20 protein-coding genes, 1 other RNA gene and 1 pseudogene are annotated in these 26,545 nt (G+C 71.9%); 2 read left to right on the forward strand and 20 right to left on the reverse strand.

The window, feature by feature from the left end:
- From BZY54_RS18860 to BZY54_RS18880, 5 genes and pseudogenes are all read right to left on the reverse strand, one after another.
- Positions 1–546: pseudogene (locus BZY54_RS18860) on the reverse strand (hypothetical protein); the annotation flags it as partial.
- The gene (locus tag BZY54_RS18865; protein WP_086726361.1) at positions 543–1,436 is read right to left on the reverse strand and encodes an FAD binding domain-containing protein; all 894 of its coding nucleotides are present in this window, start codon (positions 1,434–1,436) and stop codon (positions 543–545) included. The gene BZY54_RS18865 and the pseudogene BZY54_RS18860, both read right to left, overlap by 4 nt.
- A gap of 319 nt (positions 1,437–1,755) precedes the next feature.
- Complete coding sequence (locus BZY54_RS18870) at positions 1,756–3,432, reverse strand: beta-N-acetylhexosaminidase (RefSeq protein ID WP_086726362.1); 1,677 nt, start codon at positions 3,430–3,432, stop codon at positions 1,756–1,758.
- Positions 3,433–3,555: 123 nt separating this feature from the next.
- Positions 3,556–3,843 (reverse strand): DUF3039 domain-containing protein, encoded by a 288-nt coding sequence (locus BZY54_RS18875; protein ID WP_086726363.1) that lies wholly within the window; start codon positions 3,841–3,843, stop codon positions 3,556–3,558.
- A 28-nt stretch (positions 3,844–3,871) separates the two neighbouring features.
- Positions 3,872–4,444 (reverse strand): YqgE/AlgH family protein, encoded by a 573-nt coding sequence (locus BZY54_RS18880; RefSeq protein ID WP_167414022.1) that lies wholly within the window; start codon positions 4,442–4,444, stop codon positions 3,872–3,874.
- A 286-nt stretch (positions 4,445–4,730) separates the two neighbouring features.
- Between BZY54_RS18880 and murA the strand changes: the two genes are divergently transcribed.
- Positions 4,731–6,071: a UDP-N-acetylglucosamine 1-carboxyvinyltransferase gene (murA, locus tag BZY54_RS18885; protein ID WP_086726365.1), complete on the forward strand. Its 1,341-nt coding sequence runs from the start codon at positions 4,731–4,733 to the stop codon at positions 6,069–6,071.
- A gap of 325 nt (positions 6,072–6,396) precedes the next feature.
- Here murA and BZY54_RS18890 read toward each other — a convergent pair whose 3' ends face one another.
- From BZY54_RS18890 to BZY54_RS18945, 12 genes are all read right to left on the reverse strand, one after another.
- On the reverse strand, positions 6,397–6,678 hold the full coding sequence (locus BZY54_RS18890) for an HU family DNA-binding protein (RefSeq protein ID WP_003990598.1): 282 nt from the start codon (positions 6,676–6,678) through the stop codon (positions 6,397–6,399).
- Between the two features lie 380 nt (positions 6,679–7,058).
- Entirely contained in the window at positions 7,059–8,501 is a 1,443-nt protein-coding gene (locus BZY54_RS18895; protein ID WP_086726366.1) for an NAD-dependent malic enzyme, read from the reverse strand.
- A gap of 493 nt (positions 8,502–8,994) precedes the next feature.
- Complete coding sequence (locus BZY54_RS18900; protein WP_107419754.1) at positions 8,995–11,409, reverse strand: HelD family protein; 2,415 nt, start codon at positions 11,407–11,409, stop codon at positions 8,995–8,997.
- Between the two features lie 112 nt (positions 11,410–11,521).
- Positions 11,522–12,331 carry an anti-sigma factor family protein gene (locus tag BZY54_RS18905; RefSeq protein ID WP_279634691.1) on the reverse strand — a complete coding sequence of 270 codons (810 nt, stop codon included), beginning with the start codon at positions 12,329–12,331 and terminating at the stop codon, positions 11,522–11,524.
- Complete coding sequence (locus BZY54_RS18910; protein WP_030167252.1) at positions 12,331–12,915, reverse strand: sigma-70 family RNA polymerase sigma factor; 585 nt, start codon at positions 12,913–12,915, stop codon at positions 12,331–12,333. Before BZY54_RS18910 ends, BZY54_RS18905 begins: the two co-directional genes overlap by 1 nt.
- 268 nt (positions 12,916–13,183) lie before the next feature.
- Positions 13,184–13,810: a CGNR zinc finger domain-containing protein gene (locus BZY54_RS18915; RefSeq protein ID WP_086726369.1), complete on the reverse strand. Its 627-nt coding sequence runs from the start codon at positions 13,808–13,810 to the stop codon at positions 13,184–13,186.
- Between the two features lie 341 nt (positions 13,811–14,151).
- Entirely contained in the window at positions 14,152–15,321 is a 1,170-nt protein-coding gene (locus tag BZY54_RS18920; RefSeq protein WP_086726370.1) for a uroporphyrinogen-III synthase, read from the reverse strand.
- A 113-nt stretch (positions 15,322–15,434) separates the two neighbouring features.
- Entirely contained in the window at positions 15,435–16,805 is a 1,371-nt protein-coding gene (locus BZY54_RS18925) for a nitrate/nitrite transporter (RefSeq protein ID WP_086726371.1), read from the reverse strand.
- Positions 16,806–16,915: 110 nt separating this feature from the next.
- On the reverse strand, positions 16,916–18,124 hold the full coding sequence (locus BZY54_RS18930) for an acyltransferase family protein (protein ID WP_086726372.1): 1,209 nt from the start codon (positions 18,122–18,124) through the stop codon (positions 16,916–16,918).
- The gene (locus BZY54_RS18935; RefSeq protein ID WP_086726373.1) at positions 18,121–20,328 is read right to left on the reverse strand and encodes a bifunctional polysaccharide deacetylase/glycosyltransferase family 2 protein; all 2,208 of its coding nucleotides are present in this window, start codon (positions 20,326–20,328) and stop codon (positions 18,121–18,123) included. Before BZY54_RS18935 ends, BZY54_RS18930 begins: the two co-directional genes overlap by 4 nt.
- A complete protein-coding gene (locus tag BZY54_RS18940) occupies positions 20,328–21,392 on the reverse strand; it encodes a translation initiation factor IF-2 (protein ID WP_244217223.1) in 1,065 nt (354 codons plus the stop codon). The genes BZY54_RS18935 and BZY54_RS18940 overlap by 1 nt, the downstream gene beginning before the upstream one ends.
- Positions 21,393–21,536: 144 nt before the next feature.
- Positions 21,537–22,541: a LysR family transcriptional regulator gene (locus tag BZY54_RS18945; protein WP_086726374.1), complete on the reverse strand. Its 1,005-nt coding sequence runs from the start codon at positions 22,539–22,541 to the stop codon at positions 21,537–21,539.
- Between the two features lie 83 nt (positions 22,542–22,624).
- Here BZY54_RS18945 and BZY54_RS18950 point away from each other — a divergent pair, with 83 nt between their 5' ends.
- A complete protein-coding gene (locus BZY54_RS18950) occupies positions 22,625–23,887 on the forward strand; it encodes an MFS transporter (protein ID WP_244217224.1) in 1,263 nt (420 codons plus the stop codon).
- 138 nt (positions 23,888–24,025) lie between these two features.
- Here BZY54_RS18950 and ssrA read toward each other — a convergent pair.
- The 3 genes from ssrA to BZY54_RS18965 all read right to left on the reverse strand — a co-directional run bounded on the left by ssrA (position 24,026) and on the right by BZY54_RS18965 (position 26,382).
- Positions 24,026–24,423: a transfer-messenger RNA gene (gene ssrA, locus BZY54_RS18955) on the reverse strand.
- A gap of 210 nt (positions 24,424–24,633) precedes the next feature.
- Positions 24,634–25,113 (reverse strand): SsrA-binding protein SmpB, encoded by a 480-nt coding sequence (gene smpB / locus BZY54_RS18960; protein WP_086726375.1) that lies wholly within the window; start codon positions 25,111–25,113, stop codon positions 24,634–24,636.
- 81 nt (positions 25,114–25,194) lie between these two features.
- Positions 25,195–26,382, reverse strand: coding sequence for a S41 family peptidase (locus tag BZY54_RS18965; protein WP_086726376.1), 1,188 nt, complete (start codon positions 26,380–26,382; stop codon positions 25,195–25,197).
- Between the last annotated feature and the right edge of the window lie 163 nt (positions 26,383–26,545).

Consider the following 26,545-nt stretch of genomic DNA (forward strand, 5'->3'; position numbering starts at 1 on the left):
GTCCAGCAGTGGGGCGCCACCGGGGAGGGTGGCCGGAGGGGTGCCGCCCCACTGCTGGACCAGGGACGAGGTGGTGAACTCGCCGGACTCGTCCGGAAGGTCACCTCCGGCGACCGGGATCGACCACTGCCCCGTGACGTCGTGTCCGGACTCCGGGGCCTGCGGCTGAGCCTGCGAGTGGTCGTCCTGGAAGGTCCACTGCTGGGTGGCCTCGGGGCGGTGCGCGAACCGGTCGTCCGCGCCCGCGTCCCCGCCGCCGTCCTGCGGCACCGCGTTCGGGTCGGGCCACTGGGTGCCCTCGGCGGGCGCGGCCCAGCCTCCGGTGGCCGCCGGGTCGGTGGCCGCGGGCGAGGTGGAGGTGACCGTTATCTGCGGCGGCACGTAGCCGTGGCCGGGCGCGGCCAGCGGGCTGTCGGCGGCCAGAAGGGCCTCGATGCCGCCCTCGGGGAGTTTCACGAAGGCGGTGGCGCCGTCGTCGTAGTCGCCCTGCGGCAGCGGGTTCCAGCGGCCGCCGGGCGCGCCCTCCGCGTGCTGGTCGTCGGTCACGACAGCGCCCTCCCCAGTGCTCGTCGGGCCAGCGCGGCGACGGTGCGCCGCAGGTGCAGTACGGCGGGCGGAAGCTGCTGCACGGAGCCGTCCTCGGCCGGGACCGGATCGGGGATGCAGGCCGCGGCGACGTACTCGCCGAAGGCGCTCAGCGCCTCGGGGACGATGGTGCGGTTGTTGTCCCAGTCGATGAGCCGGCCCACCCACTGCTCCGCGTCGAGGGGCCTGAGCGGCATGGGCGCTATGGCGCCCACCGCGCAGCGCACTCCGCGCCGGGCCGGGTCCAGGACCAGCGCCACGGAAGCGACGGCGCGGCCGGGGCCGGTGCGGCCGGTGGCCTTCACGAAGACCTGCGGCGCGTGCAGCAGCGGCACGCGCACGAAGCCGATGAGCTCGCCCGCGCGGAGCATCTCCACCCCGGCCAGCAGGTGCGAGACCGGGATCTCGCGGCGGGCCCCGCCCGGGCCCGCGATGATGAGGGTCGCCTCCAGGGCGGCCAGCACCGGCAGCGCGTCCCCGGTGGGGGCGGCCGAGGCGATGTTGCCGCCCAGGGTGCCGGCGTTGCGGATGTGCGGGGGGCCCGCGGCCCGTGCGGCGGCGGCGAGCGCCGGGATCAGGGCGGCGAAGTCGGGGCGCCCCATGCGCGCGTGCGTGAGCCCTGCGCCGAGCAGCGCGTGGCCGTCCTGGTACTGCCAGCCGCGGATCTCGCTGATCCGGCCGAGGCCGACCAGCGCGGCGGGCCTGAGCTGCCCGGAGTTCACGGCGGCCATGAGATCCGTGCCGCCGGCCACGGGCACGGCGGCGGGCATGGCGGTGAGTGCCGCCACGGCCTCGTCCAGCGTCGTGGGCAGCGTGACGGCCTGCGCCGCCTGCGGTGCGTGCGTGGTCAAACCGGCTTGCCCCTTCCCGCTGCCCCACTGGTCCCACCCGTGCTGCCGTACGGTACGACCTGACAGGGCGGACGTGGCAACTCTGGCACATCTTCGCAGGGGGCGAGGACACGGGTCCGCCAGGAGCCATTCGCCCACCTCATCGGGGACATGGCCCGTTTTCGGACGGCATCACCGGTGCGGGCGAATTCCCACCCTTCGCTGACACTTGCGGATTTTTTCCACCGTCAGTTCGAAACGGTCCCGGGCGGCGGGAGACTCGCCCGACCCGGTCGCGGGCGGCCCCGCCTCCGCCGGCCGCGGGCCCGCCCACCACCGGTCACCTGACCGGCGGCGGGCCGTCGATCGGGCGGCCGAGGACACCGGGACGCCGCTGCCAGGGGAGCGGTCCGGTGGGTGGCCGGTAGCCGACGCCGAGCGCGTCCAGGCGCCGGTAGTGGGCGCTCATCCGGCGCTCGAAGTCGGCGAAGTCCCGCCGCGAAGGCGCGGGCAGAGCGCTCCAGGCGACCTCGGCGAAGGCGGCCAGCCTGGGAAAGGACTGGTAGTCCACGCGCGCGGAGTCCTCCATCACCTCGGTCCACACGTTGGCCTGGGCGCCCAGCACATGGCAGGCCTGTTCGGCGTCGAGCCGCGGCGGCACCGGCTCGAACCGGTAGACGTCCTCCAGGGTCCGCACGTAGCCGATGGGTACGGGCTCGTCCACGCCCGCGTCCTGGCGGTGGTCCAAGTACACCTGCTGCTCAGGGCACATGACGACGTCGTGACCGGCCAGCGCCGCGGCGATCCCGCCCGCGTACCCGCGCCAGGACGACACGGCGGCACCGTCCGCGAGGCCGCCCTCCAGGATCTCGTCCCAGCCGATGAGCCTGCGCCCGCGCGCGGCAAGCCACTTGTCGAAGTGGCCGACGAACCACGCCTGCAACTCGTCCTCGTCGGCCAGCCCGAGTTCCCCGATGCGGGCCTGCGCGGTGGGCGAGGCCCGCCACTGGTCCTTGGGGCACTCGTCGCCGCCGATGTGGAAGAACTCCGAAAATCCTGTGGAGCCCGTGGCGTCCGCCGGGAACAGGCCGAGCACTTCCTCGAAGACGCCCTCGTAGAAGCGCAGGGTGTTGTCAGTGGGGGCGAGTACGTTCGGATTGACCCCCCAGTTGTCCCAGACCGTGAGGGCGGTGGTGTCGATGACGTCGGTGTTGCCGAGTTCCGGATACGCGGCGATGGCGGCCTGCGAGTGCCCGGGTACGTCTATCTCCGGGACGACGCTGATATGCCGCTCGGCGGCGTAGGCGACGATCTCCCGGATGTCGTCCTGGGTGTAGTAGCCGCCGTGCGGTTTGTCCTCCCACAGCGGGGAGGCCCGGTGGCCGAACTTGGTGCGTGACCGCCAGGAGCCGGTTTCGGTCAGTTTCGGGTACCGCTTGATCTCCACCCGCCAGCCCTGATCGTCCGTCAAGTGCAGGTGCAGCACATTGAGTTTGTGCGCGGCCATCAGGTCCAGGTAGCGCAGGACGCCGTCCTTCGGCATGAAGTGCCGGGCCACGTCCAGCATCAGCCCGCGCCAGCGGAAGCGGGGCGCGTCCTCGATGACCTGGGCCGGGATCGCGTGGGCGGCGCCCGGTCGCACCGGCGCGCGGCGGAAGGCGTCCGGCCCGAGCAGCTGGCGCAAGGTCTGCGTGCCCCAGAAGACCCCGGCCGGGCCGCCACCGCGGATCTCGACACCCCGGTCGGTCACGGAGAGCCGGTAGGCCTCGGGCTCCAGGGCGTCGTCCAGGTGCAGCCGGATCGATTTCGCGGCCTGCTCCGGACCGGAGGACGCGGCGGCCGGCAGCGGCAGGCCGAGGGCCGTGCCGAGCGCGGTGCGCAGCCAGCGCTCGGCGGTGCCCGTGCCGGGGGCGGCCCGCAGGGTGGTGTCCTGGTCGAACAGGAACGCGCCCCGCCCCGTGCCCCCGACGGCGCGCACCGCCGGAATCACATCGTTCTCGATCTCGTCCTGGGCCACGGAGGGAGCCTAGGGACTACCGAGGACGCCGACAAGAGGTCTGGACCAAAAGGTCTGGACCACCGATCCGGGGACCGGACGTTGAACCGCTCTCGGGCACCGCTCCCGGCGGCGGCTCGACGGCTACTTGTCGCCGCCCTTGCCACCCTTGTCGTCGCCGCCGCTGCTCATGGACTCGTAGATCTCCTTGCACATGGGGCACACGGGGTACTTCTTCGGATCGCGGCCGGGCACCCAGACCTTGCCGCACAGCGCCACGACGGGCGTCCCGTCCAGGGCGCTCGCCATGATCTTGTCCTTCTGGACGTAGTGGGCGAAGCGCTCGTGGTCGCCGTCGCCGTGGGACACCTGCGGCGTCGGCTCTACGAGGGTTCCCGTACCAGTCCCGCGCTCGGGCTCGAGAGTGCTCATACGGCAAGGGTACTGAAGCGTGCGCAGTTCAGTTCAGCGATGGGTCGTCCGGATACGTGGCGACCATCGCCAGCTCGTTGCGCTGCCGGCGCAGCACCTCGCGCCAGAGTCTCTCGGGCGACGGGGAGGAGACGTCGCCGGGCTCCGACTCGACGACGTACCACGCCCCTTCCACCAGCTCGTCCTCCAGCTGGCCGGGGCCCCAGCCGGCGTATCCGGCGAAGATCCGCAGCGAGCCGAGGGCGGAGGCCAGCAGCTCCGGCGGAGCCTCCAGATCGACGAGACCGATCGCGCCGTGCACCCGGCGCCAGCCCAGCGGGGCACGCTCACCGGAGCCGCCGCCCGGGATGACGGCGACGCCGAGCGCCGAGTCCAGCGACACGGGGCCGCCCTGGAAGACGACGCCGGGCTCCCCGGCGAGGTCCGCCCAGCCCTCCAGGATGTCGCCCACGTCCACCGGCGTGGGACGGTTGAGGACGACACCGAGGGAGCCCTCCTCGTCGTGGTCGAGAAGGAGCACCACCGCACGGTCGAAGTTCGGGTCCGCCAGGGCTGGTGTTGCCACGAGCAGCCGCCCTGTGAGCGAGGACACCTCGGTCATGCCAGACATGATCCCGCATCTTGCCCGGGTGTGGGGAGCCAATCCGGCTACGGGAGTGAGGGCAGCTCACGGGGCACGGAAGCGCCGACGGCGCACGGCTTCGCCGGTGACCCCATGTGCCCGGTCTGAAACGGTTCGTGTTGTGACACACCCATGACGTGGCTGGGTCGTGCTCGGGCTTACTTCACGGGGGTGCACGGCCATTAGTCTGTCTTCCCCGGCCCTGACCGAAGTGATCGGCCGCGCCTGGCCACCCCCCTGCCCACCTCATCGGAACGCGAGATACATGAGCGTCAACGACGATGTCCTGCTTGTCCATGGCGGTACCCCGCTGGAGGGCGAGATCCGTGTCCGCGGTGCGAAGAACCTCGTGCCGAAGGCCATGGTCGCCGCTCTGCTGGGCAGTGAACCAAGTCGGCTGCGCAACGTTCCGGACATCCGTGACGTGCGGGTCGTACGCGGTCTGCTGCAACTGCACGGGGTGACGGTCCGTCCGGGTGAGGAGCCCGGCGAGCTGGTGCTCGACCCGACCCGGGTGGAGAGCGCGAACGTGGCTGACATCGATGCCCACGCGGGCTCCAGCCGCATCCCGATCCTCTTCTGCGGCCCGCTGCTGCACCGGCTGGGCCACGCGTTCATCCCCGGCCTCGGCGGCTGCGACATCGGCGGCCGGCCCATCGACTTCCACTTCGACGTGCTGCGCCAGTTCGGCGCGGTCATCGAGAAGCGGGCCGACGGTCAGTACCTGGAGGCGCCCAAGGGGCTGCGCGGCACGAAGATCCGGCTGCCGTACCCGTCCGTCGGCGCGACCGAGCAGGTGCTGCTGACGGCCGTACTCGCCGAGGGCGTCACGGAGTTGTCCAACGCGGCCGTCGAGCCGGAGATCGAGGACCTGATCTGCGTACTGCAGAAGATGGGCGCGATCATCGCGATGGACACCGACCGCACCATCCGCATCACCGGTGTGGACAAGCTCGGCGGCTACACCCACCGCGCCCTCTCGGACCGTCTGGAGGCCGCGTCCTGGGCGTCGGCGGCACTGGCCACCGAGGGCAACATCTACGTCCGCGGTGCCCAGCAGCGGTCGATGATGACGTTCCTCAACACCTACCGGAAGGTGGGCGGCGCCTTCGAGATCGACGACGAGGGCATCCGCTTCTGGCACCCCGGCGGGCAGTTGAAGTCGATCGCGCTGGAGACGGACGTGCACCCCGGCTTCCAGACCGACTGGCAGCAGCCGCTGGTGGTCGCCCTCACCCAGGCGACCGGCCTGTCGATCATCCACGAGACGGTGTACGAGTCCCGCCTCGGCTTCACCTCCGCGCTGAACCAGATGGGCGCGCACATCCAGCTCTACCGCGAGTGCCTGGGCGGCTCCGACTGCCGCTTCGGTCAGCGCAACTTCCTGCACTCCGCGGTGGTGTCCGGCCCGACCAAACTCCAGGGCGCCGACCTGGTCATCCCTGACCTGCGCGGCGGCTTCTCCTACCTGATCGCGGCCCTGGCCGCCCAGGGCACCTCCCGCGTCCACGGCATCGACCTGATCAACCGCGGCTACGAGAACTTCATGGAGAAGCTCGTGGAACTCGGCGCGAAGGTGGAGCTGCCCGGGCAGGCGCTCGGCTGAGGACCCGAGCCGCTGCACTCCGGCCGAGCGAGCATCCCTCCGGCCGGGGGTCCGGGGGTCGCCCCCGGGCAAGCACAGCATGGAGAAGCTCGTGGAACTCGGCGCGAAGGTGGAGCTGCCCGGGCAGGCGCTCGGCTGAGGACCCGAGCCGCTGCACTCCGGCCGAGCGAGCATCCCTCCGGACAGGGGTCCGGGGGTCGCCCCCCCCGGCAAGCACAGGACGTACGACGATGGGGCGGCCCCGGGTGAAAGGGGCCGCCCCATTGACGTTGGTGTCGGCCCTAGCGGGCCTCGCACGCCGTCCCGTGGCGTACCAACGGCAAGGTCACTTGCCCTTGGCGGCTTCCTTGAGCTTGCTGCCCGCGGAGACCTTCACGCTGTAGCCGGCCGGGATCTGGATCGGCTCGCCGGTCTGCGGGTTGCGGGCGGTGCGAGCGGCACGGTGGGTGCGCTCGAAGGTGAGGAAGCCAGGGATGGTGACCTTCTCGTCCCCCTTGGAGACGATGTCGCCGACGACGTCGGCGAACGCGGCCAGCACGGCGTCGGCGTCCTTGCGGGTCACCTCGGCGCGGTCGGCCAGCGCGGCCACCAGCTCACTGCGGTTCATGTTGTTACTCCCGTGTTCTTCTTGCCGTTGAGGCGTACCACGCGGCGAAGCCGCATGTTGGGCCAGCGAAGCCGATGCTGCCAGGGTCCTCGGTGGGCCCCCGGACCCGGGTCCCTCGTCAGACCCTCGCGCCCAGGGAGGCATCCTGCCCCCACCTGCGGCGGGAAAGCCAATCCGGCACCCGTAGGAGTCGTGAGAACACCCTTGGGAGTCACACGAAAAGAGGGCCTGCACCTGGCAGGCCACGATAAAGCGCCTCACTGACAACGCGTTCGGCGACGCGCCGGTTCCATGCCTACCGTGGCGATCGTCACGTCCGGGAGTCTTTCACTCCCGGACGCCTGTTTTCAGTCAGTATGACCCGTTCGTCAAGTGCTTGCTCAGACGACGCTGGTCGGGCTGCTGCTCACCGCGGCCGTCCCGGCCGCCTTGGCGGCCTCGCGCACCGCTCCGGCGACGGCACCCGCGACCTTGTCGTTGAAGACGCTGGGGATGATGTAGTTCGGGTTCAGCTCGTCCTCGGTGACCACGTCGGCCAGGGCCTGCGCGGCGGCCAGCATCATCTCCGTGTTGACGGTACGGGACTGCGCGTCCAGCAGACCGCGGAAGACGCCCGGGAAGACCAGCACGTTGTTGATCTGGTTGGGGAAGTCGGAGCGACCGGTGGCCACAACTGCGGCCGTCTGCCGGGCGATTGCCGGGTCGACCTCGGGGTCGGGGTTCGCGAGCGCGAACACGATCGCACCGTCGGCCATGGCGGCCACGTCGTCGCCGTCGAGCACGTTCGGGGCCGAGACGCCGATGAAGACGTCGGCGCCGCGCACCGCCTCCTTCAGCGTGCCGGTGAGGTTCTCGGGGTTGGTGTTGTCGGCGATCCAGCGCAGCGCCGACTCCGGGGCGGCGTCGACCAGGTCCTGGCGGCCGGCGTGCACCACGCCGTGGATGTCGGCGACGACGGCGTTCTTCACGCCCGCCGCGAGCAGGAGTTTGAGGATGGCCGTACCGGCGGCGCCGGCGCCGGACATCACCACGCGCACGTTCTCGATCGGCTTGTCCACCACGCGCAGCGCGTTGGTGAGGGCGGCGAGCACGACGATCGCGGTGCCGTGCTGGTCGTCGTGGAAGACGGGGATGTCCAGGGCCTCGCGCAGCCGGGCCTCGATCTCGAAGCAGCGGGGCGCGGAGATGTCCTCCAGATTGATGCCGGCGAAGCCGGGGGCGATCGCCTTGACGATCTCGACGATGGCGTCGGTGTCCTGGGTGTCCAGGCAGAGCGGCCAGGCGTCGATACCGGCGAACCGCTTGAAGAGTGCCGCCTTGCCCTCCATGACCGGCAGCGCGGCCTTGGGGCCGATGTTGCCCAGGCCCAGCACGGCGGAGCCGTCCGTCACGACCGCAACGGAGTTGCGCTTGATGGTCAGACGGCGGGCGTCCTCGGGGTTCTCGGCGATCGCCATGCAGACGCGGGCCACACCCGGCGTGTAGACCATGGACAGGTCGTCACGGTTGCGGATGGGGTGCTTGGACGCCATCTCGATCTTGCCACCGAGGTGCATGAGGAACGTACGGTCGGAGACCTTGCCGAGCGTGACGCCCTCGATGCCGCGCAGCTTCTCGACGATCTCGTCGGCGTGCGCGGTGGAGGTGGCCGCGATGGTGACGTCGATACGGAGCTTCTCGTGCCCGGACGCGGTGACGTCGAGGCCCGTCACCGAGCCTCCGGAGGACTCCACGGCGGTGGTGAGCTGCGAGACGGCGGTTCCGCTCGCGGGCACCTCCAGCCGGATGGTCATCGAGTAGGAGACGCTGGGCGCCGTTGCCATGGCCGACTTCCTCTGCTTTCACCGTGTCGCGACGTTGTGCCGTCCGATCGTCGCACCTACCGCCGAGTACGCGGTAGCCGCCCTGGATTGCGGACTTTGTGTTCTCGGGTACGTGCCGTTTTCGGAAAGTGACTTCCACAATACGAGAATTGATCCGCGTGCGGTAGGTGCTGAGGCAACAAAAGAGGCCCACGTCACATGGTGACGCGGGCCTCTCAGACGCTAGGTGACACCGACCCGCCATGCTCGCCTCGCGGCAAGTGGTCGCTCGAAGCGACGAAGGTTGGGCCCGGGGGCTTGGATCGGGCCGGTGTCACATACAGGCTAACAAACGGACGCCGTAAGACCATTCCCCCCGCAGGAGCTTCATCCGGACCGCGTTCACGACAGGCCCCTCGGATCCGTCCCGCGGGAGGTTCGGCACCAGGCCCGTCCGCAGGTCCGGCACCGGGCCCGCAGGAGGTCCGGCAGCAGGCCCGTCGCACGTCCGGCATCAGTCCCGCAGGAGGTCCGGCACCCCGGTCGCGTCCGGCTCGTCCCGCTCACCCGAGACCACCGTCAGCTGCTGGGTGGCCCGGGTCAGGGCGACGTAGAGCACCCGCAGACCGGCCGGCGACTCGTCCGCGATCTCCGCGGGCGAGACGACCAGCGTCGCGTCGTACTCCAGGCCCTTCGCCTCCAGGCTGCCCAGGGCCACCACCCGGTCCCCGAGACCGGCCAGCCAGCGCCGGGCCTCCTCGCGCCGGTTCATCGCGACGACCACGCCGACCGTGCCGTCCACCCGGTCCAGCAGCCGCTCGGCCTCCGCCCGCACGGTGCTCGCCAGGGAGTCCCGTACCACCGTGAAACGGGGCTCCACGCCCGTGGAGCGCACCGCCGACGGCGCCCGGGAGCCGGGCATGGCCAGAGCGAGCACCTTCGCGGCCAGCTCGGCGATCTCGGCCGGGTTGCGGTAGTTCACCGTGAGCTCGAAGCGGCGGCGCGGACGGGTGCCCAGGGCCTCGTCACGGGCCTCGGCCGCCTCGTCCGGGTCGGACCAGGAGGACTGGGCCGGATCGCCCACGACCGTCCAGGTGGCGTGCCGGCCGCGGCGGCCGACCATGCGCCACTGCATGGGCGTGAGGTCCTGCGCCTCGTCCACGATGACGTGCGCGTACTCGGTGCGCTCCTGGGCCAGGCGCTCGGCCCGCTCGCGCTGCGACTCCTCGCGCACCGGCATGAGCTCCTCCAGGCCGGTGAGCTGGTCCAGCGGGTCCAGATCGCGCTTCTTCCTCGGGCGGGCCGGGGTGCCGAGGATCGCCTGGAGCTCGTCGAGCAGCGCGATGTCGTGCACCGAGTAGCCGTTCCGCTTCAGCGAACGGGCGACCCTGCGCACCTCGCCGGGGTTGAGGACCCGGCGCGCCCAGCGGCCCAGCCGCCGCTCGTCGGCCATGGCGGCGAGCACGGCGCGCGGGGTCAGCTCCGGCCACCAGGCGTCGAGGAAGGCGGTGAAGGAGTCCTCGCCGGTCACGTCCTCGTCGAAGGAGGAACGCAGCTCGGCGGCCAGCTCCGGGTCGGTGTGCCGGACTCCCGCGCCGGAGCGCTCCCACAGCGCGTCCAGCAGCAGCCTGCGGGCCCGCGGGCGCAGCAGGTTGACCGGAGCGGTGCCGCCCAGAGCGGTGCGCCGGATGCGGTCCAGCTCCCTGGCCTCCAGCTCCAGCCGGCGCCCGAAGGCGACCACTCGCAGCCGGGTCGGCGGCCCGGCAGGGGCCTGCGACGCCGCGTCATCGGTGCCGTCGGTGTCCTCCCCGAGGGCGAGCTGTCCCGCCGGGGCGCCCGGCACCGGGGCTCCGGCGCCCGCGTCGGGGCCGAGCTCCAGCGCTCCCCGGGCCGCCTTCCGCAGCACCCTCAGCATCCGGTACGAGCCCTTCGCCCGCGCCACGGACGGCGAGTCGTACAACGTGGCCTCGGCCCCATCGACCAGCGAGCCGATCGCGCGGATGGCGACCTGGCCCTCCTCGCCGAGGGAGGGCAGCACGCCCTCGGTGTACGCCACGAGGAGCGGGGTCGGCGAGACGATCAGGATGCCGCCGGCGTACCGGCGCCGGTCCTGGTAGAGCAGGTAGGCCGCCCGGTGCAGGGCGACCGCCGTCTTGCCCGTGCCCGGACCGCCCTCGACGTACGTCACCGAGGCGGCGGGAGCGCGGATGACCAGGTCCTGCTCGGCCTGGATGGAAGCGACGATGTCCCGCATGGTGTGGCCGCGGGCCTGGCCGAGCGCGGCCATCAGCGCGCCGTCGCCGATGACGGGCAGCTCCCGGCCGTCCAGGAACGCCGTCAGCTCGGGCCGCATCAGGTCGTCCTCGACGCCGAGCACGCGCCGCCCCTTGGAGCGGATCACCCGGCGGCGGACGACCCGGCCGGGGTCGACCGGGGTGGAGCGGTAGAAGGGGGCGGCGGCCGGGGCCCGCCAGTCGATGACCAGCGGGGAGTAGTCCTCGTCGAGGACGCCGATCCGGCCGATGTGCAGGGTCTCGGCGATGTCGGCGGTGTCGTCCTGGCGCACCGCGCCCTCGGCCGGCTCCACGGCGGTGTAGGCGCCGTCGGGCCCCTTCTTGCCGTCCTTGCCGAGCAGCAGGTCGATGCGGCCGAAGAGGAAGTCCTCGAACTCGTTGTTCAGCCGGTTGAGGTGGACGCCCGCCCGGAAGACCTGCGCGTCGCGCTCGGCGAGCGCGCCGGGCGTGCCGACCTGGGCGCGCTTGGCCGCGTCGTGCATGAGGAACTCGGCCTCGTGGATCTTCTCCTCGAGCCGCCGGTACACCCGGTCCAGGTGTTCCTGTTCACCACGGATCTCTCGGTCGCGTACGGAGTCGGGCGCTGCGTCGTGAACCGATTCGACCGCGGAATCCTGTTGAGCCTGAGCGGCCACCGGGCCCCCTTCTGACGTGCTGGGCAGCCGTCAACCGTACGCGAAGGGGACCCGTCGGCGGAAGCCGGGCGCCGACCCGGACGGGTCAGCGGGCGTCCACTCGGACGACTCGCTAGGCACCCACCTGGACCAGTCGCTTGCCGTCGAAGGTCATGACCTCGAAGTGGTCGATCTGGTTCGGCTGGAAGGCCGCGCCGCCACGGATGTACAGGGGGTTCTTGGCCTCCTCGGTCTTGGCGTTGGAAACGCCGTAGCCCCAGCCGGGGACGGACCAGGACGTGATCGTCTCGCGCTCGCCGTTCTTGCCGACCGCGATGAGCGAGCACCGCTCCGGGCCGGTCACGTTCTTCAGCCGCAGGACGGCGTTCGTGCCCCAGTCCTTCTTCTCCAGGGCGACGGTCGCGGTCACGTGCGTGGCCGGGTCGGTCGCCGTCACCTTGTCGGACATGGCGTCGAAGGCCGCCTTCGCAGGGCTCGCGGCCACCGTGGACGTCGCGCCGCCGTCCGAACCACTGACCGCGTACACCGTCAGCGGGCCGCCGATGATCAGCGCCGCGGCCGCCGCGACCAGGTAGAAGCCCTTGCGTCGCTTCCGCGCGCGGTGCTCGGAGACCTCGTCGACCAGCTTCTCCACGAGCCGCGGGCTCGGCTTGGCCGACAGGGACTCGGCGATCACGGGTGTACCGGCGCCCGGCAGGTCCGCGAGCGCGGCCAGCATCGGCTCCATCCCGGCCAGCTCGTCGAGCTGCTGCGCGCACCACTCGCAGGTGGCGAGGTGTGCCTCGAAAGCGGTTGCCTCGGCGTCGTCGAGAATTCCGAGGGCGTAGGCGCCGACGGTCTCGTGCTCGTTCGGGGCCGGTGATCCCTGCATGGACCCTGACATACCCGAACCACCCGTTCCGAACCCCCCGTACACGCTCATCACGCCGTCACCCCCCGCTCCTCCAGAGCCAGCTTCATAGAACGCAGGGCGTAGAACACCCGGGAGCGGACGGTGCCGCTGGGAATGCCCAGGGTCTCGGCCGCCTCGTTGACGGTACGCCCTTTGAAGTACGTCTCGACGAGCACCTCCCGGTGGGCCGGGGTCAGGTCGTCGAGCGCGTCCGACAGCGTCATCAGCCACAGCGCCTTGTCGATCTCGTCCTCCGCGGGGATGACCTCCAGCGGCGACGGATCGACCTCCTGCGGCCGGGCCTGCCGGCTGCGGTGGCCGTCGATGACGATGCGTCGGGCGACCGTCACCAGCCAGGGGCGTACCGAACCGGTCGCTCGATTGAGCTGGCCGGCGTTCTTCCAGGCACGGATGAGCGTCTCCTGCACCACGTCCTCGGCACGCTGCCGGTCTCCGGCGACCAGCCTCAGGACGTACGCGAGCAAGGGTCCGGCGTGCTCGCGGTACAGCGCGCGCATCAGCTCCTCGTCGGGTTCCGAGGGCTGTGAGGACATGCGATGTCGGGCCCTCGATCCACGTTCATTGGCCACGGCCGCATCCTTGCGCACGCCCACCTCCGGTGTCCGGGGGTTCCCCCAGTCGGTCGCTCGTGCACGGGTACGGATTCGGGGCGCTCCGCGTTCAAAGCGAGCCGGCGGATTTCTTCGAGGTGACGTGACGAGGGAGGACATGGGGGCACATTCCCCCCGCCCCTTCTTTACGTTTCCGCCACACCGACAAGGCGCGCCGCATTGCCCGCGCGGGGTGACACGCAAACGGAATGTCGCCCAAATCACAGCCGTACGGGAGCCGGTGGGGCCGGCCGGGATCGGCGAGGGTCCGTCACGCGCGGGCGAGGGCCGCGCGGCGGCGGTGGCGGGCCACTCGCTCACGGTTCCCGCAGACCTCACTGGAGCACCAGCGCCTCCTGCGCCCCCGGGAGGTGTCCAGGTAGACGATCGGGCAGTTGTCACCCGCGCACTGACGCAGGGCCGCCCGGGCCACGGGATCGGTGAGCAGTTCCACGGCGTCCCGCGCGACGACCGCCATCAGGGCGGCGCAGTCGGGAGGCGCCGCCAACTCGCGTACGAGGGTGCCGTCTTCGCACCGTACGGCGCGGGGGGCCGGCGGGGCGGGGCGAGCGAGGTCGTTGACGCGGGCGAGGGCGACGGCGAGGACGTGCGGGCCGGAGCCGGGGGCGCGGTCACGGGACCGGAGGGCGCCGGCCAGGGATCCGCGTACCAACTGGCCGACGTCTCCCCGTAGTTCCCGGAAGCCCACCAGCCAGGAGGCGTCGGCGTGGGCCAGTCCGGTGCCCGGCGGCACCAGCCCCGACCCTCTGATCCAGGCGCACAACGGCGCCACCGAGTCCAGCCGTTCCTCGGGATGGGTGGTGGAGAGGAGATCCAGGCAGATCCGCCCGGCGTCGAAGCGCAGCTCGTACGGGACCGTGGCCGTACCCAGTGCCATGTGCCTGTCACCGCCTAGGGTCACCCCGGTCCAGCTCCCGGTCGGCAGAGGTGGGCGGGGTGCTCGTCAGGGCTGGGGAACCGTTCCCTCCCACAGTGCCCGCCCGCTCCCGCGGCCGGAACCCCTCGCGCACCGCTCCGGAGGCCGGGGACAGGTACCGGTGCGCCTACGGCCGGGGCGCTACCGCCCGCGTACGCCGAGCACTACCCCCCGCACACCCTCGCCCGCATACGCCGATCGCCACCGCCCGCGCACCCGAGCGCTGCCGCGCCCGTCCCTGGGCACTCCCCCACACGCCCTCACCGGCGTCCGCCCAGCTCCACCGCCGGCGCACCCCCGCACTACCCGTCCGCGTACTTCGCGTCCGCTGCCGGGTCGAGGGCCAACCGGTAGCCTCGCTTGACCACGGTCTGGATCAGCTTCGGTGTGCCGAGGGCCGTGCGCAGGCGGGCCATCGCCGTCTCCACCGCGTGCTCGTCCCGGCCCGCCCCCGGCAGCGTGCGCAGCAGTTCGGCCCGGGCGACCACCCATCCGGGCCGCCGCGCCAGCGCCCGCAGCAGCGCCATCCCGGCCGGGGGCACCGGCTTCAGCTCCCCGTCCACCAGCACCGCATGGCCCCGGATCTCCACTCGGTGCCCGGCGACGGGCAACGCCCGCGCACGTCCCGGAAGTTCGCGGCACAGCAACTGCACCAGCGGCCCCAGCCGGAACCGCTCCGGCTGCACGGTGTCGACCCCGTGGGCCTGCAACGCCACCGCGGTGACCGGCCCGACGCACGCGGGCAGCACGTCATGGGCGAAAGCCGCCAGCAGCTCGGCCAGCAGTCCCCGCTCCTGCGCCCGCGACAGCAGCGACGCGGCGGCCGGGGCGCTGGTGAAGGTGAGCGCGTCGATCCCGCCGGAGACGACGGCGTCCAGCAGCCGGTCCAGCGGACCGGGATCCTCCGGCGGCAGCCACCGGTACACCGGCACCGGCACGACCTGCGCTCCCCCGGCGCGCAGCGCCTCCACGAACCCCGGCAGCGGCTCGCCGTGCAGCTGCACCGCCACCCGCCGCCCGTCCACGCCCTGCTCCAGCAGCCGGTCGAGCACCTCGGCCATGGACTCCGACGAGGGCGACCACTCCTCGCTCAGCCCGGCGGCCCGGATCGCGCCCTTGACCTTGGGCCCGCGCGCCAGCAGCTCGACCTGGTGCAACCGGGCGAGCAGGCCCTCGCCGAGTCCCCACCCCTCCGCCGCCTCCACCCATCCGCGGAAGCCGATCGCGGTGGTGGCGACCACGACGTCGGGCGCCTGATCGATGATCTCCTTGGTGGCGGCGAGGAGTTCGCCGTCGTCCGCGAGCGGAACGATGCGCAGCGCGGGCGCGTGCAGCACCGTGGCGCCCCGGCGCTCGAGCAGTGCCCCGAGCTCGTCGGCCCGGCGCGCGGCCGTCACCCCCACGGTGAACCCGGCCAGCGGCCCGTGCTCCGCCCGCTGCTGCGTCTGTTCCCGCTCTTCGGCCTCGTCCATGGCTCTCGTCCCGCGCTCGCGTCGTCCTGCCGTTCCTGCCCGTCGAGCCTGTCAACGGCGCGTGTCGGGTTCGGTTCGGCCTGATGTCACCAGTGTTACGTCACGCTCCAGGATCACACCTCGGCATAGCTGAGCTGCGGGTCGGCCTCGGCGGTGGCACCGGCGGCCGGAACGCGGCCGCCACCCGGACGGAGGTATACGGCCCAGGTGACCGCGAAGGCCCCGGCGTAGAAGACGAGGAAGGCGACGAAGGCGCCGGTTCCTGACCCGTAGGAGAGGAACGACTGCCTGAAGGCGAGGTTGATGCCGACGCCGCCGAGCGCGCCCACGGCCCCGATGAGCCCCATGGAGGCCCCGGACAGCCGCCGTGCATGGCTGGCCGCCGCCTCGCCGGTGAGCCCCTGGGCGAGGGCCTTGGCCTGGAAGATGCCGGGGATCATCTTGTACGTCGACCCGTTGCCGAGCCCGCTGAGCACGAACAGCACGACGAACACGGCCACGAACAGCGGCAGCGACCGGTGCATGCCGGCCACGACGAGGACGGCGGTCGCGGCGGCCATGGCGACGAAGTTCCACAGGGTGATCCGCGCCCCGCCGTAACGGTCGGCGAGCCGGCCGCCCACGGGCCGGATCAGGGACCCGAGCAGCGGCCCGATGAAGGTGAGGTAGGAGGCCTCCAGCGGCGTACGCCCGAACTGGCTCTGGAGCACCTGTCCGAAGGCGAAGCTGTACCCGATGAACGACCCGAAGGTCCCCACGTACAGCAAGGACATGATCCAGGTGTGGGCCTCCCTCGCGGCGTCCTTGGCGGCGCCGGTGTCGCTCTTCACGGAGGCGAGGTTGTCCATGAACAGCGCGGCGAGCACGGCGGCGACGACGATCAGCGGGATGTAGATCCCCAGCAGCACGCGCGGCCCGCCGCTCGCCCCGATCACCGCGAGGGCGACGAGTTGGATGACGGGCACGCCGACGTTGCCGCCCCCGGCGTTGAGCCCCAGCGCCCAGCCCTTCCTCCGCATCGGGAAGAAGGCGTTGATGTTGGTCATGGAGGAGGCGAAGTTGCCGCCGCCGACACCCGCGAGGAGCCCGACCCACAGGAAGGTCGAGAAGGACGTACCCGGGTGCATGACGACGAACGCGGCGACGGTCGGCACGAGCAGCAGACTCGCGGAGACGATGGTCCAGTTCCGCCCCCCGAAGACGGCGACGGCGAAGGTGTACGGCACCCGTACGACCGCCCCGACCAGCGTCACCAGGGAGGTGAGCAGGAACTTGTCGGCGGGGCCGAGTCCGTACTCGGGGCCCATGAACAGCACGAGCACGGACCACAGGGTCCACACGGAGAACCCGATGTGCTCGGAGAGCACGGAGAAGAACAGGTTCCGGCCCGCGATCCTCTTCCCCTTCTCCTCCCAGAAGCCCTCGTCCTCCGGGTCCCAGTCCTCGATCCAGCGGCTGCGGCTGGGACTGCGGCTGGCTGTCATGTCGCCTCCACGGTGCGGTGCGCTGTGATGCGCTCAGTGGCCCGCTCCCGAAGGTAGGAAGACGGCGTTTCCGCACTGTGGCTGTGGGTGACCGACAGGGAACGTTGCTCTCACCCCGGGGGAGGCGAGGGTGAGAGGTGGTGCCGCGGGCGGGCTGAACCGCTCCCGCTCGGCCACAGCCGTGGCTTCCGCTTGGCCGCCAGGTCCTCGATCCAGCCGAAGGCGAGGATCGCGGCGGCGATGAGCGGCCACACCAGGATGAACATCCACAGGCCGTAGGTCGAGTCGAGAAGTGCCGACGCCCTGTCGCCCTGCATGAAGGGCAGGTTGTAGGCCTGGTCGAGGAGGGGGACGGTGAGGGTGATGAGGAGGTTGTGCCAGAGGTAGATAGTGACGGCTCGGTTGTTCGCGAGGGTGATGAGTCCCTCCCAGTGGCGCAGCCGGGCGGGGAACCGCTGCCAGGACGGGGAGTACTGGAGCAGGATCACGACGACGGCGAAGGACCAGGTCGCCTGGGCCAGCGGGATGTCGTTCAGATCCCAGCCGTCGGGGCCCTGGTGGCCGGATGCCCACCACAGGGCGAAGGCCATCAGCAGTGCCGAGACCGAGACGGCCAGATAGCGGGGGATCGTCCGCAGCAGTCCCTCGTGGTGGGCGATGCCGAGGATCCAGCAGCCGCCGTAGACCGCGAAGTCCGTCACCGCGTTGCCCGTCTCACCGGGGATGGTGACCAGGCCGGTGCCGACGACCGCCGTCAGGACCAGCGGGGCGAGCAGGGTCGGCCACGGGGCTCTGCGGAAGGCCCGCAGGAGGAGCGGCGAGGCCAGGACGAACCAGAGGTAGGCGCGGAGGTACCACAGCGGGCCCGCCGCGTCGTCCGCCCAGCTCGCATCGAGCAGGCCGGAGTCTGAGCCCAGGTGCACGGGATAGGGCGGGGCGCCGATCGGGACGACGTAGTCCAGCAGCTTCACCAGACCGGCCGTGCCACCTATGTCGGGGTCCTTCAGGGGGTTCCAGCCGGCGGCCAGCATCAGCGGCAGGAGCACCGCGGCGAACGCCCAGAGCGGGGGCAGGAGCCTTCTCAGCCTGCCCTTGATCACGCTTACCGCCGGGCGGTTCAGCGAGCGTGCCATCAGGGAGCCCGCCAGCGCGAACATCACGCCCATGGACGGGAACAGCACCGTGAGCCAGGCCCAGCCGAAGAGGTGGTAGAGCACCACCCGGAGCAGGGCGAGGGCGCGCAGGAGGTCCAGGTAGCGGTCCCGGCCGCCGGTCGGCTTGTGCCCGGCGGCGTTCTCCGGGGCGAGTGCCTGCGTCATCCCACCGGCCTCCGATCGATCGTCTCCCCCACGCGCTCGCGTGGTACCGGCCCTCCGGGTGCCTCCACCACGCCCGTGCGGCGCAGTTTCTGCCAGCGCAGGCGGCCGCCGGTCAGTGCCGTGATCCAGGACTGGAGCAGGACCACGTACATCAGCTGGCGGTAGAGGATCTGCTGGAGCGGGAGGGAGATCAGGTGCGTGATGCGTTCCCGGTCCAGGCGGAAGGCGTACGCCGCGCAGGTCGCCTGGATGGCCAGGACGCCCAGCCAGGCCAGGATCGTCTTCTGCGTCGGGCCGAAGACCACGCCGTAGAGCAGGAAGATGTCGATCAGGGGTGCGAGCAGCGGGGCCACCACCATGAACAGGGACACCAGCGGCAGGCCCAAGCGGCCGAAGCGGCCGGACGGGCCGCGGTCCAGCAGCGCCCGGCGGTGCTTCCAGATCGCCTGCATGGTGCCGTAGGACCAGCGGTAGCGCTGGGACCACAGCTGCTGGACCGACTCGGGCGCCTCGGTCCAGGCCCGGGCGTCCTCGGCGTACACCACCCGCCAGCCGGCGCGGTGCAGCGCCATGGTGATGTCGGTGTCCTCGGCGAGCGTGTCGTCGCTCATGCCGCCGACCTGCCGCAGGGCGGAGCACCGGAACGCCCCGACCGCGCCCGGGATCGTCGGCATGCAGCGCAGGAGGTCGTACATGCGGCGGTCGAGGTTGAAGCCCATCACGTACTCGATGTGCTGCCAGGCGCCGATCAACGAGTTCCGGTTGCCGACCTTGGCGTTGCCGGCCACGGCACCCACCTGTGGGTCGCCGAAGGGCTGGACGAGTTCACGGACGGTGGACGGTTCGAAGACCGTGTCGCCGTCCATCATCACGATCAGGTCGTGCGTCGCGTGCGCGATCCCGCGGTTCAGGGCGGCCGGCTTGCCCGCGTTGCGCTGGCGCACGACCCGTACGCCGGGCAGGTTCATGGCCTCGACGATGTCGGCGGTGCCGTCGGCCGAACCGTCGTCCACCACCACGACCTCGACCGGATGCTCGCTCGCCATCAGGGAACGGACCGTGTTCTCGATGCACTTGGCCTCGTTGTACGCCGGCACCAGCACCGACACCGGTTCGGTGACCGGCTCTCCCCAGCGGAAGCCGGGGCGGCGCACCCGGCGGGCGTGCGCGCCGGAGAGCAGCAGCATCAGGGCGAAGCGGGCGATGACCAGGCCGCCGACCACGGCCAGGCAGACGCCCAGGCCGTCGGTGATGTCGTCGGAGGCCTGGACCAGGGAGATCCACGCCTTGCCCTGCCAGAGGTCGGGGCCGGTGACCGGGGTGAGCGCGCTGGGCGCGCCGAGTGCCTCGGTGAGGTTGTCGAACCGGTAGCCGCGCGCCTGCAGTTCGGGCAGGTAGCGGTCCAGGGCCTGGACCGTCTGGTGACGGTCGCCGCCGGAGTCGTGCATCAGCACGATCGCGCCCTTGCCGCCCTTGGGGGTGGCCCGGCGGATGATCTCGCCGACCCCGGGTTTGCGCCAGTCCTCGCTGTCGGCGGTGTTGACCACGGTGATGTAGCCGCGGCTGCCGATGTACTCGGTCACCGGCCAGGACCGGTTGTCCATGGCGTTGGCGAAGGAGGAGTACGGCGGCCGGAAGAGCGAGGTGCGCACGCCCGCCGCGCCGGTGATGGCCAGCTGGTTCTGCGACAGCTCCCAGTCGATGCGCCCGCGGGACTGGAAGGAGAGGTCGGGGTGGTTGAAGGTGTGCAGGCCCACCTCGTGGCCCTCTGCGACCATGCGCTTGACCAGGTCCGGGTAGCGGGAGGTCATGGTCCCGGTGACGAAGAAGACCGCGTGCGCGTGGTACTTCTTGAGCACGTCCAGCACCTTCGGGGTCCACGTCGGGTCGGGGCCGTCGTCGAAGGTGAGGACCAGGCGGTGGTCCGGCACGCGCAGACTGGTCGCCCGTCCGCCGCGGGTGTCGATGACGGGGCCGCCGTCGAGGATCTTCTCCGGCACCTTGTCGATGCCGACCTCGGGGCGGATGCGGTGGTCGGCCAGGATCTCGCTGTGCACGTAGCCGCGCAGCATCAGCATCGCCATCAGCGCGGCGAGTACGACCATGGGCAGCAGCTGGCGCAGGGGCAGGCGCGGGGCAGGGCGGGACGCGAGCGGGCGGCCGCCGGCAGGACGGCGTGTGCCTCTGCGAGAGACGCGTGCCATCAGGCGAGGGTTCCCGAGGACGCCGGTGCCGACGCACCGGCCGAGGACCCGGTGGGGCCCGGCGCGGAGGTGGGTCCGGGTGCCGTCGTGGGGCCGGGGCCTGCGGTGCTTCCCGGCCCCGGCTCCTGCGTGACGGGCACCGGAGTGCCCGGACCGTCCGCGACCGTTCCCGAGCCGCCGCTGCCGGGGCCGCCCGCACTCCCGCTGCTGCCGCCACCGGGAGGTGTCGACGGGTCGGGTGCGGACGGGCCGCCGGTGCTGCTGGGCGTCGGGTCGGGCGACGAGGTGACCGGTGGCGGGCTCGGTTCGACGACGGGTCCGGACGCGCCGGTGCCCGGGGACTTGGGCCCGCCGGTCCCCGAGGCGCTCGGTCCGGCAGGGGCCGAGGCGCCCGGCTGGTGCGAACCGGGGGAGGCGTGGGGTGTCGCGGAACCCGCGCTCGCGCCCGCGGTCGGCTTGCCGCCCACGCCCGGTGCGGAGATCCCCGGCACTGCCGGCGCCCCTGACGCGCCCGGCCCTCCGGGTACGGCGACCCCGCCTCCGGTGCCGGGCGGACGTGCCGGGTCCGAGGGCGTCGGGGAGGTGTCGACCTTGCTCGCCGGCCGGTCGTCGGCCTGACCCGGAACCGGCAGCCAGGGGGCGTTGGAGTTGCCCGAGACGAGAGTGACGACGATGACGACGGCGTAGACCGCGCAGGCGAGCCCCACGGCCATGCCGAGCCGGCGGAACCGCCGACTGCGGCGGCCCGAGGCGTCGACGAAGACCGGCCGGTCGGAGCCGCCGCCCTCGCGGCCGTTGGTGTCGTGACGGTCGGTGCCCGGATCCTCCGGCTTCCCTTCCGTGCGGTCGAGTCGGACGGTCAGCTCCTCCGGATCGGGCCCGTCGTGCCCGGACTCCTCCCACGGGTCCTCGACCCGCAGCGCGCGGCCGACGCCCGTCTCCGGGAACGTCTGGACGTCACCGGCAGTGTCGCCGCCGTCGTCGCCCTCGACGGCAGGCACGGCTCCGGTCGCGGATGCGGCCGCGGGCCATTCGGGTTGGGCCGGTTCCGGTCCCTTGTTCACGCGCACGTAGCTTCCCCCAAGGGAGTATTCCGGGCGCGCATACGACTCCGAGCCCGCGTCGCCGGATCAGGCCCCCACCTGTCCATGCGCCCCGTTTTGTCCCACCGTGCTCGGCGGTCAAGAACCTAACGCTCGCAGGGGTGGTCAGGAATCGTGAAGATCAATGATGAACGAAATTGACCGATTTGCCGTTGATTCGTCGATGGCTGGAATCCATCCGGTTTCGGGTCGGCGCAACCAGCCCTCCCGTGCCGCGAGTTCCGCCGCCGCGCGACGTAGCGCGTCGAACGCGGGATGCACCAGTCCCCTGCGCCACACGAGCGACACCGGTGACAGCGGAACGGGATCGACGAGCGGCCGTACGACGGTCCGGGGCAGGGCCGGGAACCCGACCACCGCGAGCACGGGGTGCCCGGTCTTGGCCATCAGCCGCTCGAACTCCTCCACCCCGACGGCCAGCGGAGCCGGCGGCGCGACCGCGATGTCACGGCCGTCGAACAGGTGGTGCGCGAGCTCGGTCCACTCCGGGGTACGCGGGTTCCCGGCACCGGCGTACACGGTCTCGCCCGCCAGCGCGGCCAGCGGGACCTCGGTCAGCCGAGCCAGCGGGTGGTCCTCGGGCAGGACGACCGCCATCGGCTCGTACCGCACGAACTGGTGGTCCAGCCTGGCCCGCAGCGCCGGGTCCAGGCCCGCGTACCGACCGAAGGAGGCGTCCAGGCGGCCCGCCAGCAGCTCGGCCGCCGCGCCCGTCAGCCCACTCTCGAAGCGCGCCATGATCTCGTGCTCGGGGGCGATTTCACGGGCCCTGTGCAGCACGCGGCGGCCGGTGGCCAGGCCCGGCGAGTTCAGGTCGACGAGCAGCGGCCGGGCCTGTCCGAAGGCGGCCAGCAGCTCGTCCTGGGCGTCGAGCACCCGGCGCGCGTGCGGCAGCAGCCGCTCGCCGTCGGCGGTCAGGGTCACCTGCCGGGTCGTCCGCACGAACAGCTCTGCGCCCAACTCGCGCTCCAGCCGCCGTACATCACGGCTGAGCGCCTGCTGGGCCACGTACAGCCGGGCCGCGGCCCGCGTGAAGTGCAGCTCCTCGGCGACGGCGACGAAGGCGCGGAGCAGGCGGGGGTCCAGGAGGCGGCCGGGCACGACGGGCATGCGTTGAACTTACAACGCAGGTGCGTGAATTGGCGACGAGAAGGTGTTGGACCACGTGATCCACTCCGGGCGACGGTGGGGACATGCCACCGACGCCTCCCGAGACCACGGCCGAGACGGCCACCGAAGCGAGCGACCGGGCCGTCGCCGCGGTGACCGCACCGGCGACCGCCAACCCCTACCGCCGCCTCTTCACCGTCCCCGGCGCCCGCGCCTTCACCGCGGGGAACCTCATAGCCCGGCTGCCCTCGGGCATGTTCGGCGTGAGTGCGGTCGTCATGATCGCCGGATCCCGCGACTCGTACGCCCTCGCCGGCGCCGTCACCGCCACCGGCCTCGCGGCCACCGCGGTGACCGCGCCCTGGATCGCACGGTCGGTGGACCGCCATGGCCAGGCGCGTACAGCCGTTCCCGCCACCGTCTGTGCGGTGCTGGGCAGCCTGGCCCTCGTGCTGTGCGTGCACTACGACGCCCCGGACTGGACCCTCTTCGCCGCCTACGCCGCCACCGCCACGACCCCCAACACCGGTGGCATGTCCCGTGCCCGCTGGGCTCACCTGCTCAAGGGCGACCCCACGGCACTGCACACCGCGAACTCCTTCGAGCAGGCGGCCGACGAGCTGTGCTACATGCTCGGCCCGGTCCTCGCGGCCTTCCTGTGCGGCACGTTCTTCCCGGAGGCCGGGACGCTGACCGCCGCGGTGCTGCTGCTGGTGGGCGTGCTGCTGTTCGCCGCCCAGCGCTCGACCGAGCCGCCGCCCCGGCCGCAGACGTCCCCGGCGAAGGCACCCCTGCGCGCCCCGGGCATGCCGGCGCAGCTCGCGGTCTGTCTCGCCATGGGAGCGGTGTTCGGGGCCATGGAGGTGGTCACGGTGGCGTTCGCGGACGCCCAGGGGCACCGGTCGGTGGCGGGCGTGGCGCTCGGATTGCAGGCGGCCGGGTCGTGCGTGGCGGGGCTGGTGTACGGGCTGCTGCGCCCGGCGGGCCCGGCCGACCGGCGGCTGCGGTGGTGCGTGGCGGCGATGACGGCGCTCATGACGCTGCCGCTGCTGGCCGCCACGCTGACCGGCTCCCTCGTGCTGCTGTCGGGGGCACTGCTCGTCGCCGGTACGGCGACGGCGCCCACCATGGTCACCAACATGACCCTGGTCCAGCAGCGCACCCCCGAGGGCCGCCTCAACGAGGGCATGACCCTCGCGGTGACCGGCCTGCTGGGCGGCATCGGCTGCGGCAGCGCGGCCGGCGGCTGGGCGGTGGAGCACCTGTCGCCGACGGCGGCGTACGGGGTGCCGGTCACGGCGGCGGCGGTGGCGTTGCTGATCTCCCTCGTCCGGCGCACCGGGTGACCCGGCGGTCCGTGCGGGCGGTGGTCCGTGCGGGGCATATGAATGGACACCATGAAGGGAGCCCATGACAGAGGCCCTGCCGCTCGTGAGCGGCAGGGCCTCTGTCCACATGGGTGGGAAGGCTCGGGGCCTTCCCGATCGTGGAGATGGCGGGAATCGAACCCGCGTCCAACGGTGCGGAACCAGGGCTTCTCCGTGTGCAGTCCGCTTCGCTTTTCTCGGCCCCGGAGATCACGCGGACAAGTCTCCGACGGGCTCAGTCACTGTTTGGTTTCCCTCTTCACCCCGTGACCGGGATCAAGGTTTAGTCCCCTAGTCGATGCCAGGATCCGGGTCGGGAACAGCCCCGGGCTGACACTCCCTTAGTAGGAGGCTCGCTCGCGCTGCCTATCAGGCAGCGAGGGCGAAGGCCTGCTGGGAGGAATCGCGCTTGGTGTTGGCGATTATTTTTTTCGGCCTGTGGTTTACGAGATCATGGCCGCTTCCTCGACACGCTTCCCCTGCTTCGACAGCCGCTGTCGAAACCGATCATCCCCATGTTGATTTTTCAAACCTCCGAAGAGGCGGTCCCCTCCGCAGAGGGGGCAGGCACCATCTTTGTGGTGCAGGCGCCATCGTACGTGACCAACACGGGTCCGTGCCAGCTTATTCCCGGCGCTCTCCCGGTCGGCCCCACCGGCGTTCACCCAGCCGTGGTACCACCTACAACACCGTAGGGCGCCGGGGCATTCCAGGCGGCACGGACCCTACGCCCGCTGCTTGCGCCGCACCGCCGACATCGCCCGCTCCGCCTCGCGCCGGTCCTGCTTCTCGCGGAGGGTCTGGCGCTTGTCGTACTCCTTCTTGCCCTTCGCCAGAGCGATCTCGACCTTGGCACGGCCGTCCTTGAAGTACAGGGCGAGGGGCACGATCGTGTGACCCGTCTCCTGGGACTTCGACTCCAGCTTCTCGATCTCCACCCGGTGCAGCAGCAGCTTCCGCTTGCGGCGGGCGCTGTGGTTGGTCCACGTGCCCTGGCTGTACTCGGGCACGTGCACGTTGTACAGCCACGCTTCGTGACCGTCCAGTTGCACGAAGCCGTCGACCAGCGAGGCCCTCCCCTGGCGCAGCGACTTCACCTCGGTGCCGGTGAGGACCATGCCGGCCTCATAGGTGTCGAGGATGTGGTAGTCGTGCCGCGCCTTCTTGTTCTGCGCGATCAGCTTGCGCCCTTTTTCCTTAGCCATAGTGCAGACCATTTTCGCACCTTGGCGGGGCTGCGGGGAATGATTACCGGGCCCATGTGTACACGGTGACCGCCCGCAGGGTCACGAGGGGTCGTCGCCGAGGCCCGTCAGGACCGTGCGCGCCCGGCCCAGCGCGTCGCTGCCCGCGTCCAGGTCCGGTGTGATGCCGTGGCCGTCCACGCTGCGCCCCGAGGGGGTGCGGTAGTGCCCGACCGTCAGTTCGGCCACGGAGCCGTCGGGCAGCCGGCTCGGCATCTGCACCGAGCCCTTGCCGAAGGTGCGGGAGCCCACCACGACCGCGCGGCCGCGGTCCTGCAGGGCGCCGGTGAGCAGCTCGGCCGCGCTCATCGTGCCGCCGTCGACGAGCGCGACCAGGGGTCTCGCGGTGTCGCCCCCCCGGTCGGCGTGCAGGGCGCGCTGCTTGCCGTCGACGTCGTAGGTGGCGACCAGGCCGCCGTCGAGGAAGGCGGAGGCTGTGGTGACTGCCTCGGCGACCAGGCCGCCCGAGTTGCCCCGCAGGTCCAGGATGATCCCGGTGCCCGAGGGGGACCGGCGGACCGCCGCGCGGACCTTGTCGCCCACGCCCTTCGCGAACGCAGTGATCTTGATGACGGTCACCCCGCCGGTGAGGCGCCGCTCCGTGACCGGGTCGGTCGAGAGACGGGCCCGGCGCACGGTCTGCGTCCACGCGCGCGTGCCGCGCTGCAGGCCCAGGCTGACGGCCGTGCCGGCGGGCGCGTCGTCGGCGTCGCCGCGCAGCATCGAGACGACCTCCGTGACGGGCAGCCCGTCCACCTTCCGGCCGTCCACGCTGCGCAGCAGGTCACCCCGGCGGATTCCGGCGTCGGCCGCGGGCGAACCGGTCCGCACCCCGGTGACGTCGATACGGCCGTCCCGCTCGCGCCGCGCCCACAGGCCGACACCGGTGTACTGGCCGTCCAGGGCCTCCTGGAACTCCTCGTAGTCGCCCTGGGAGTAGACGGCGCCCCAGCGGTCGCCGCTGCGGCTGACGGCCCGTTCGGCGGCCTCCATGGGGGACTTGCCGTCGGCCATGGCCTCCGCGGCCGCCTTCGCCACCTGCTCGTGGCCGGCGGGCGCGAGGCCGGTCGAACCGGCCGCCCGCGCGGGGGGCTTGCGCCCCGATCCGCCGGGCGCGCCGGGCAGCGAGCCGGTCGCCGCGCCGGCCACGAGCACACCCGCGAAGACCAATGTCAGGGTGGCCCCGGCGCGGCTGCGGCGGGGCTGACAGAACGGGTCACGACCTGACATGGCGGTGAGTCTAGGACAACGGCTCAGGGCCGTACGTCCGGTTGGACGTACGGCCCTGGCGGAGGGGCGGAGGCGTGTGTCACACCATCAGCCGTGCGTCAGGCGCGTGTGTCCCGCCACCAGACGTGCGTCGTGCCGCTGCGCGCGCGGCGGGCCGTCAGGC

The sequence above is a fragment of the Streptomyces carpinensis genome (assembly GCF_002154505.1).
GTDB lineage: Bacteria > Actinomycetota > Actinomycetes > Streptomycetales > Streptomycetaceae > Streptomyces > Streptomyces carpinensis.